This is a genomic window from Streptomyces sp. NPDC051907 (genome assembly GCF_040681075.1).
In the GTDB taxonomy this organism is placed as follows: domain Bacteria; phylum Actinomycetota; class Actinomycetes; order Streptomycetales; family Streptomycetaceae; genus Streptomyces.
On sequence record NZ_JBFAYB010000181.1, the window covers coordinates 1 to 7,412 of the forward strand.

The 7,412-nt window shown below is 73.6% G+C and carries 7 protein-coding genes and 1 riboswitch; of the genes, 3 read left to right on the top strand and 4 right to left on the bottom strand.

Annotated features, from left to right (window positions below; genetic code table 11):
• Window positions 1-306: 306 nt before the first annotated feature.
• From AB0M39_RS40820 to AB0M39_RS40830, 3 genes are all read left to right on the top strand, one after another.
• Window positions 307-726 carry a hypothetical protein gene (locus AB0M39_RS40820; protein ID WP_365373929.1) on the top strand — a complete coding sequence of 140 codons (420 nt, stop codon included), beginning with the start codon at window positions 307-309 and terminating at the stop codon, window positions 724-726.
• 873 nt (window positions 727-1,599) lie between these two features.
• Window positions 1,600-1,755, top strand: a riboswitch (cyclic di-AMP (ydaO/yuaA leader).
• A 4-nt stretch (window positions 1,756-1,759) separates the two neighbouring features.
• The gene (locus AB0M39_RS40825) at window positions 1,760-2,716 is read left to right on the top strand and encodes a peptidoglycan DD-metalloendopeptidase family protein (protein ID WP_365373932.1); all 957 of its coding nucleotides are present in this window, start codon (window positions 1,760-1,762) and stop codon (window positions 2,714-2,716) included.
• Between the two features lie 256 nt (window positions 2,717-2,972).
• Window positions 2,973-3,764, top strand: a complete 792-nt coding sequence (locus tag AB0M39_RS40830; RefSeq protein ID WP_365373934.1) for an SGNH/GDSL hydrolase family protein — start codon at window positions 2,973-2,975, stop codon at window positions 3,762-3,764.
• 28 nt (window positions 3,765-3,792) lie between these two features.
• Here the strand turns inward: AB0M39_RS40830 and AB0M39_RS40835 are convergent, their stop codons facing one another.
• The 4 genes from AB0M39_RS40835 to AB0M39_RS40850 form a co-directional block, all read right to left on the bottom strand.
• Window positions 3,793-4,671, bottom strand: a complete 879-nt coding sequence (locus tag AB0M39_RS40835) for a PfkB family carbohydrate kinase (protein WP_365373943.1) — start codon at window positions 4,669-4,671, stop codon at window positions 3,793-3,795.
• Window positions 4,672-4,856: 185 nt separating this feature from the next.
• Window positions 4,857-5,477 (bottom strand): TetR/AcrR family transcriptional regulator, encoded by a 621-nt coding sequence (locus tag AB0M39_RS40840; RefSeq protein WP_365373936.1) that lies wholly within the window; start codon window positions 5,475-5,477, stop codon window positions 4,857-4,859.
• A 107-nt stretch (window positions 5,478-5,584) separates the two neighbouring features.
• The gene (locus AB0M39_RS40845; protein WP_365373938.1) at window positions 5,585-6,778 is read right to left on the bottom strand and encodes a Glu/Leu/Phe/Val dehydrogenase dimerization domain-containing protein; all 1,194 of its coding nucleotides are present in this window, start codon (window positions 6,776-6,778) and stop codon (window positions 5,585-5,587) included.
• Window positions 6,775-7,412 (bottom strand): thiamine pyrophosphate-dependent enzyme (locus tag AB0M39_RS40850; protein ID WP_365373940.1); only part of this gene is annotated, 638 nt, incomplete at its 5' end. The genes AB0M39_RS40850 and AB0M39_RS40845, both read right to left, overlap by 4 nt.

A 7,412-nucleotide genomic window follows, 5' to 3' on the forward strand; every position in this document is an offset into this window, starting at 1 on the left:
GCCCGGCGGCCGGGCGCAGGGCCGCCGGACCCCGGCCGCCAGGGGCGCCGCCGCCGGCCGGGCGCGCACGGCGCCTGCCGGGAGCTGATCCACGAGAGGCCCGAATCTCGCGTATCCGCTGCGGGGGACTGCCGAGTAGCGTCGCAGCCCCCTGCCCCGCAGGGGAGGGACGGGCGATGCCCGAGCCCCGGCGGCACGAGCGGGTGCGACCGCCTCCCCAGCCGCCGGCGGCTCGGGCTCCCCTGACCGCATGGCCGCCGCCGTACACGATCGAGTCCACCGACGTCACCCTCAGGGGAGAACACCATGGCGAAGAAGAAGCGCGCCCCCGGCGTCCGACGGCGGCGACCGGCCGCCGTGTACGGACTGGCCGGCATCCGGCTCTTCAACGGCGCCGCCGGGCTCCTCACACCCGCCCCGCTGATCAACCGGCTCGACCGCGGGTCGGCGACCGCCCCCAGCCCGGCGGGCGTCTACGCCTTCCGGCTCTTCGGCATCCGTACCGTCCTGCTCGGCCTCGACCTCCTCACCAGCCGAGGCGAGCGGCTCCAGCGGGATCTGCGCGAGGGCGTCCTGATCCACGGCAGCGACACGGTGACCGCCGCGCTGCTCGGCCTGCGCGGCTACCTGCCGCCCCGCACGGCGGCGTTGACCACGGTGATCTCCGGCGTCCACACGGCGCTGGCCGTACGTGCCCTGTCGTCCTACGAGCAGAAGGGGCGATGAGCACGACGGCTGAGCCGTGGCCGCATTCCCGCCGGGACCTCTCAGGATCAGGGCTCTGACCGGCGTATTCGCCCCTCGGGAACGCGGCGTGCCCGCCGCGCCCCTCGGGAACGCGGCGTGCCCGCCGATCCTGCCGTATCGCATTACGGCGGACGCCCGCGGTCCGGGCCCGCCGTGGAATTCCTGAGAACGCGCCGGGAAATACGGAATGGCCCGAGGCGATCGATGAGGTGTGCCGAGGCGGCATGGCGAAGGCCGCCTCGATCGCCGGCTGCGCCGAATTCCGGCTCCTCGTCTTCGAAGGAATGCCTTCTTGTGTGAGCGAGGCCATCTTTCGATGGGGATGAAAGGTGCATAACGGGGCGTCTAGCTCCGTACGCGCCGGAAGGGGGAGCTCGTCGAACCCTTGGCGCCGACCCTCGGTGTCACGCGGTCGCCACCGTGACCGAACCCGCTCGGGCCGCCCGGAGGGGGCGAGGTGGGGCAGACCGGGCCGGCCGGGGTGGGCTTCATCCGCCGATGGCAGGAATGAGGGCGCAAGAAGCGTATGTACGGGCGATCGTCATTAAATGAACCTTCTGTCCGAATTAGCTGGTTCGGTATAACGTGCCCCGTCTACAGGGGAGATGGGGCCTGGCCCGTGAGCCAGATCATATCCGTGACGGTGCGTACAGGATCGAAGGGGCGGAATTCCGTCGTCAGCCCGAGAGTTGGGCTCCTCGGCGCACGGAGGGTGACCGGAATTCCCCGGAGATTCCACGGGGATCGGACATGGATCACGATCAGGTGAAAGCGACGGCTTGTACCCGTCCGTCCGACTCGCTTACGGTCACGACCAATCCGGCCGGACCGCCTAATCCTGCCGCCGACCGGAATTCCCACCCACCCACGTGTGGCAGGAGCGGGGGACCCAGGTAGTACGCCGTTCCCGGATATCCAGGACGGCTTGGGGTGAAGTCGCGCACCAGCGCGACCGGGCATCTCCAGCCCGAACCCGACAGCTCACCTCGCAGGCGCCGGAGAGGAATGCGCCATGCCCGCAAAGGGTAAGCACCGCCGTCCCAAGGCCAACCCGATCGCCCGTGGTTTCGTCGCCGCGGGTACGGGCGGCGCCGTCATCGCCATTCCGCTGATGGGCGCGACCGGCGCCCACGCGGCGGGCAAGAGCGCCCCCGCCGTCTCCCCGCAGTCCTCGGTCGCCGCGGCCGCCCCCGCCGCCCCGGCCGCGGCCAAGCCGGCCGCCGCCCCCGCCACGTACTCCGTCGTCCCCGGCGACTACCTCGCCAAGATCGCCGAGGAGCACGACGTCCGCGGCGGCTGGAAGAAGCTGTACGAGGACAACCGCTCCGCCGTCGGCGGCGACCCGTCGCTGATCCACCCGGGCCTCAAGCTCACCGTCGGCGGCGCGTCGAAGGCGAAGGCCGACCGGACGGACGCCCCCAAGCAGGGCAAGTCGGACAAGCGTGAGAAGCCCGAGAAGTCCGAGCCGCGCAAGCCTGCCGAGGCCCCGGCGAAGCCCTCGACCGAGCCCGCCCCGAAGCCCGAGGCGCAGTCCGCCGACGAGGCCGCGAAGCCCGCCGCCTCCGGCTACACCGCCCCGATCGACGGCGCGGGCATCAGCACCTCCTACCGCGCCTCCGGCGCCATGTGGTCCAGCGGCTACCACACCGGCGTCGACTTCCAGGCCGCCTCCGGCACCAGCGTCAAGTCCGTCGGCCCCGGCACCGTCGTCTCCGCCGGCTGGGCCGGCTCGTACGGCAACGAGGTCGTCATCCAGCACAACGACGGCAGCTACTCGCAGTACGCCCACCTCTCCTCGCTCTCCGTCTCCTCCGGCGAGAGCGTGAGCGGCGGTCAGCAGATCGGCCTGTCGGGCTCCACCGGCAACTCCACCGGCCCGCACCTGCACTTCGAGATCCGCACCAGCCCGAGCTACGGCTCGGACGTGGACCCGCTGGCCTACCTGCGCCAGCACGGCGTCTCCATCTGACGCACCGGCCGCCAGGCGTCCGCACGCCCCGTCCCCACCGACTCCCCGCGCCCTCGACCGAGGCGCGGGGAGTCGGCGTCTCACGCCGTGGAGGGTCGCCTGCGCGCCGGACGGCCTGCCCCGCGTCCCTGCGCCGTCGCCGCCGGGCCGGGCCTATTCCGGGTTGGGCGAATCTTGACCGGTGTCAAAGATCACGCCCCGTCAACCCCTCCTTACGGTCGCGTAGGTCACATCCGTAAGGGAAAGATATGGACTCGTGGCAGACGATTCGAGAACAGATATAGACGGAAGATTCGGGTCGTACGCGGCGATCGGTGACAGCTTCACCGAGGGCGTCGGAGACCCTGGCCCCGACGGGATGTTCGTCGGGTGGGCGGACCGCTTCGCGGTCCTGCTCGACGACCGCGTGCCGGAGCACACCTTCAGATACGCCAATCTCGCCGTACGGGGGCGTCTCCTCGACCAGATCGTCGCGGAGCAGGTCCCGCGGGCGATGGAGCTCGCCCCGGACCTGGTGACCTTCTGCGCGGGGGGCAACGACATCATCAGGCCCGGCAGCGACCCGGACGACGTGGCCGAGCGGTACGAGCGGGCCGTCGCCGACCTGAAGGGCGCGGTGGGCACTGTCATGGTGACCACCGGCTTCGACACGCGCGACGTGCCGGTGCTGCGCCATCTGCGCGGCAAGATCGCCATGTTCACCGCGCATGTGCGCGCCATCGCCGACCGGTACGACTGCCCGGTCCTGGACCTGTGGTCGCTCAAGTCCGTGCAGGACAGGCGCGCTTGGGACGGGGACCGGCTGCATCTGTCGCCCGAGGGCCACACCCGGGTCGCGCTGCGAGCCGCCCAGGTCCTCGGACTCGAGGTGCCCGCCGACCCGGACCAGCCGTGGCCGCCGCTGCCGCCGCGCGGCACGCTCGAGGTGCGCCGCGACGACATCCAGTGGGCGCGCGAGCACTTGGTGCCCTGGATCGGGCGACGGCTGCGCGGCGAGAGCTCGGGCGACCACGTCGAGGCGAAGCGCCCGAACCTGCTGCCGCTGTGACCGCGGGCGAGTGAGGGCGGTACGGGCGTCAGACCCCGGCCGACAGCAGGTCGGCGGGCCCGATCAGCGCCGTGCTGCCCTCGCCCGTGCAGGCGTGCGCGCCGGCCGCGGCGCCGAGCCCGGCGCACTGCGCCAGATCACGGCCGGACAGCCGGCCGTACAGGAAGCCGCAGACGTACGCGTCGCCCGCGCCGTTGGAGTCGACCACCGGTCCTGGCGGGCGCGTCGCGGGAATCAGCCGCGGTGTGGAGCCGCCGTCGCGGGCCAGGAGATACGAGCCCGCCGCGCCCGCGGTCGCCACCACCGCCTCGGCCCGCCCCTTGCCCAGGATCTCGCGCATGAGGGAGGAGATCCGCTCTCCCGCGCCCGCCGCACTGAGGAAGACGAGGTCCGAGCGGAGCGCGAACTCCCGGTGATGGTCGGCCAGTCCGTCCCAGTCGTGCAGATCGGTGGAGACCGGTACGCCCAAGTCCTCGATGTCGTCGAGGAGATGCCGGGCGAAGTCCATGATCGAGAGATGGACGTGCCGGGCCCGCCGCAGATGCGGGAGGTAGAACGCGCGGGGCATGCGCAGTCCGCCCGGGTCCCGGGCGTCGTAGAAGGACATCCGGCGGCTCTCGGGATCGACCAGATTGACCGCGCGGCGCGTCCCCTGAGCGGACAGCAGCGGCTCGAAGTCCACACCGCCCGCGGCGAGTCGCTCGCGGACCAGACGGCCGAGCCAGTCGTCGCCGATGTAGTCGAGGAAGCCGACCCGCAGGCCCAGCGCCCGGCAGCCCAGCGCCACATTGCCGCCGGTGTGGCCGGGCCACTCGAGGATCGGGCCCACGCCGTGGGAGTCGGCGAGCGGCACGGGGAGGGCGTCGACGCGGACGACGGTGTCCACGCCGCTGCCTCCGACGACCAGCACATCGTGGCGGTCGTCGGCGAGATGATCTGTCTGCTCGGGCACAGTCGCCCAGTATGGCGGGCGCGGCGCGGGACGGCAGAGGGATCTCGGCCCGCAAGGCGCCGAGCCGTGAGCGCGGCGGCGAGCTGTGAGCGCGGCGGCGAGCTTTTTGCGCGGCGCCGGGAAGCCGGGCCGGCGGGCGGTCAGCGTGTCGCGGCGGCGAGCTCGGCGCGGTCGACGCCGAGTTCGCGGGCGAGCGCCTCGTCGGTCCACTCCAGCATCGCGGCGCGGGAGAGCGAGCCGGCGTACGAGGTCATCTGCACGGCGAGCCCGTCCAGGAACGCCGTCAGCCGCCACGCCGCCGACGCCGGATCCTCGCAGCGGAACTCCCCGGCCGCCGCGCCCTGCGCGATGACCTCCGTCAGCGCGGCCTTCCACTGCTGGTCCAGACGGCGGGCGACCTCGCGCAGCGCCGGCTCCCGAAGCGCCGCCGCCCAGCCCTCGATCCACAGCCGCCAGCCCTTGGCCTGACCCGTCGGCGCGTACCAGCGGACCGCGGCGCGCAGCCGGCGCAGCGCGGAGGTGCGACGGCCCAGCAGCTTGCGCAGATGAGCGAGGTCGCCGTCGGCGGCGTGCGCGAACGCGGCGGCGACGAGCTTCTCCTTGGTGGAGAAGTGATAGAGCACCAGGGCGTTGCTCACGCCGAGGGCGGAGGCGACGTCGGCGATCCGCACGGCCGCCACGCCGCGTTCCTCGATCTGCTCGACGGCGGCGTTGAGCAGCTCTTCTCGCCGCTGCGCCACGCTCAACCGGACTCTGGTCACAGCGTCACCCTACACAGTCGATCTTGGAATTCCCCCTGGGGCGGCCGGTCCTCCCAGGCCGCGAGCATGAGGGCGCCGCCCGGGCCGGCGCAACCCTGCGACCGAGGTCAGCGGCGTTGGCCGAAGCGCTCGGCGATCAGCGGCAGCCGGTCCGCGACGATCGCGTGCGCCGCGGCCCGGGCCGTCGTGCCGTCCGCCTCCGCCCGCTCCAGCATCTGCCCGACCAGGGCCCGCATCGAGCGGCGGGTGTGGGCGAACGCCTCCTGCGCGTCGGCGCCGACGTCCCCGAACAGCGTCCACCACCACCAGGCGTTCGTGCCGGAGTTGACGACGACGTCGGGCAGGACGACGACGCCGCGCCGCGCCAGCAGCTCCTCGGCGTCAGGCAGCACCGGCATGTTCGCCGCCTCGACGATCCAACGCGCTTTGATCCGCGCCTGGTTGGCACTGTCCACGGCGTACGAGACGGCGGCCGGCACCAGCACCTCCGCGTCGACCGACAGCCAGGCGTCCCGGGGCAGTTGACGGTCCTGCGCCCGCAGGGCCGCGCGGTCGACGGTCCCATGCGCGTCGCGCGCCGCGAGGAGCGCCTCGACGTCGAGCCCCCGCGGGTTGGCGACCGTTCCCTCGACGTCGGCGACGGCGACGATCTTCAGCCCGGCCCGGGCCAGGAAGCGCGCGGTCGCCCCGCCCATCGTGCCCAGCCCCTGCACGCAGACCCGCGTCCCCTGCCGCGGCACGCCCGCCCGGTCGAGCGCGACGAGCACCGACTCGGCGACCCCGCAGCCGCCGACCAGCTCGTCCAGGCCGATGCCGTCGACCTCGACGGCGAAGGCGTCCGCGAGCCGGCCGCGGGCCGCGGCCTCGTCGTCGAGCAGCGGGAAGACGGACTGCACGCAGGAGACCAGACCGGCCTCGGCCGCCGCCCGGTCCACGACGTCCTGGGCGAGGCCGAGGTCCTCGCCGGTGGCCCACATGGTCTCGACATAGGGGCGCACGGCGCGCAGGAAGCGGACCAGGACGCCGTACGCGCGCGGGTCCTGCGGATCGCAGTCGACGCCGCCCTTGGCGCCGCCGAGCGGGATGTAGCGCGCGGCCGGGTCGTCGGCGTCGTAGTGCAGCGCCTCCTTCATCGTCATCCCGCGCGCCAGGCCCGTGACCTCCTCCAGCGTGCAGCCCTCGCGCATCCGCAGGCCGCCGCTGCAGACCCCGCGCACGAGGCGGTCGATCACCAGGTGGCCCTGGCGGCCGGTGACGTCGTCCGTCCAGGTGAGGGAGAGCAGGGGTGCGGCGGCGGTCATCGTGCTGGCCTCTCGGGAACGGCGATCAGGGTGGGGCCGGGGGCGTCCAGCGCCCGGGCGAGGGCCTCGGCGAGCGCCTGCGGGGTGCGGGCGTGCTCGCCCCGGCCGCCGTAGGCGCGGGCGAGGGCGGGCAGGTCGACGGGCGCCGGGCCGGCGGCGGTGGCCGCGTCCCCGGGTGCGGCCGTCTCGTCGCGGATCTCGCCGTGGCCGCCGTCGTCGAACACGACGATCGGCAGCGGGAGCCGGAGCCGAGCTGCGGTGGCGAGCTCCTGCACGGAGGACTGCAGCCCGCCGTCGCCGCTGAGCGCGACGACCTGACGGTCCGGATGCGCGGTCTTGGCGCCGATCGCGGCGGGCAGCGCGTAGCCGGGCGCGCCGAAGCCCGTGGGGTGCAGAAACCGGCCCTCGGGGCCGACGCGCAGATGGGGGAGCGCTCCGTGGGAGCAGCACGGGGCGCTGTCGGAGGTGAGGACGGCGTCGGCGTCGAGCACGCCGCGCACCGCGTGGAGGTAGGGGATCCAGCGGCTGTCCCGCTCCTCGGTCTCCGCGTCCCGGGCGAGCTGCAGCTCGGCCGCGGTGTACAGCGCGCTGCGGGTGCGGGCGCTCGCGGGACCCTGGCCCGGCGGCCGGCCGC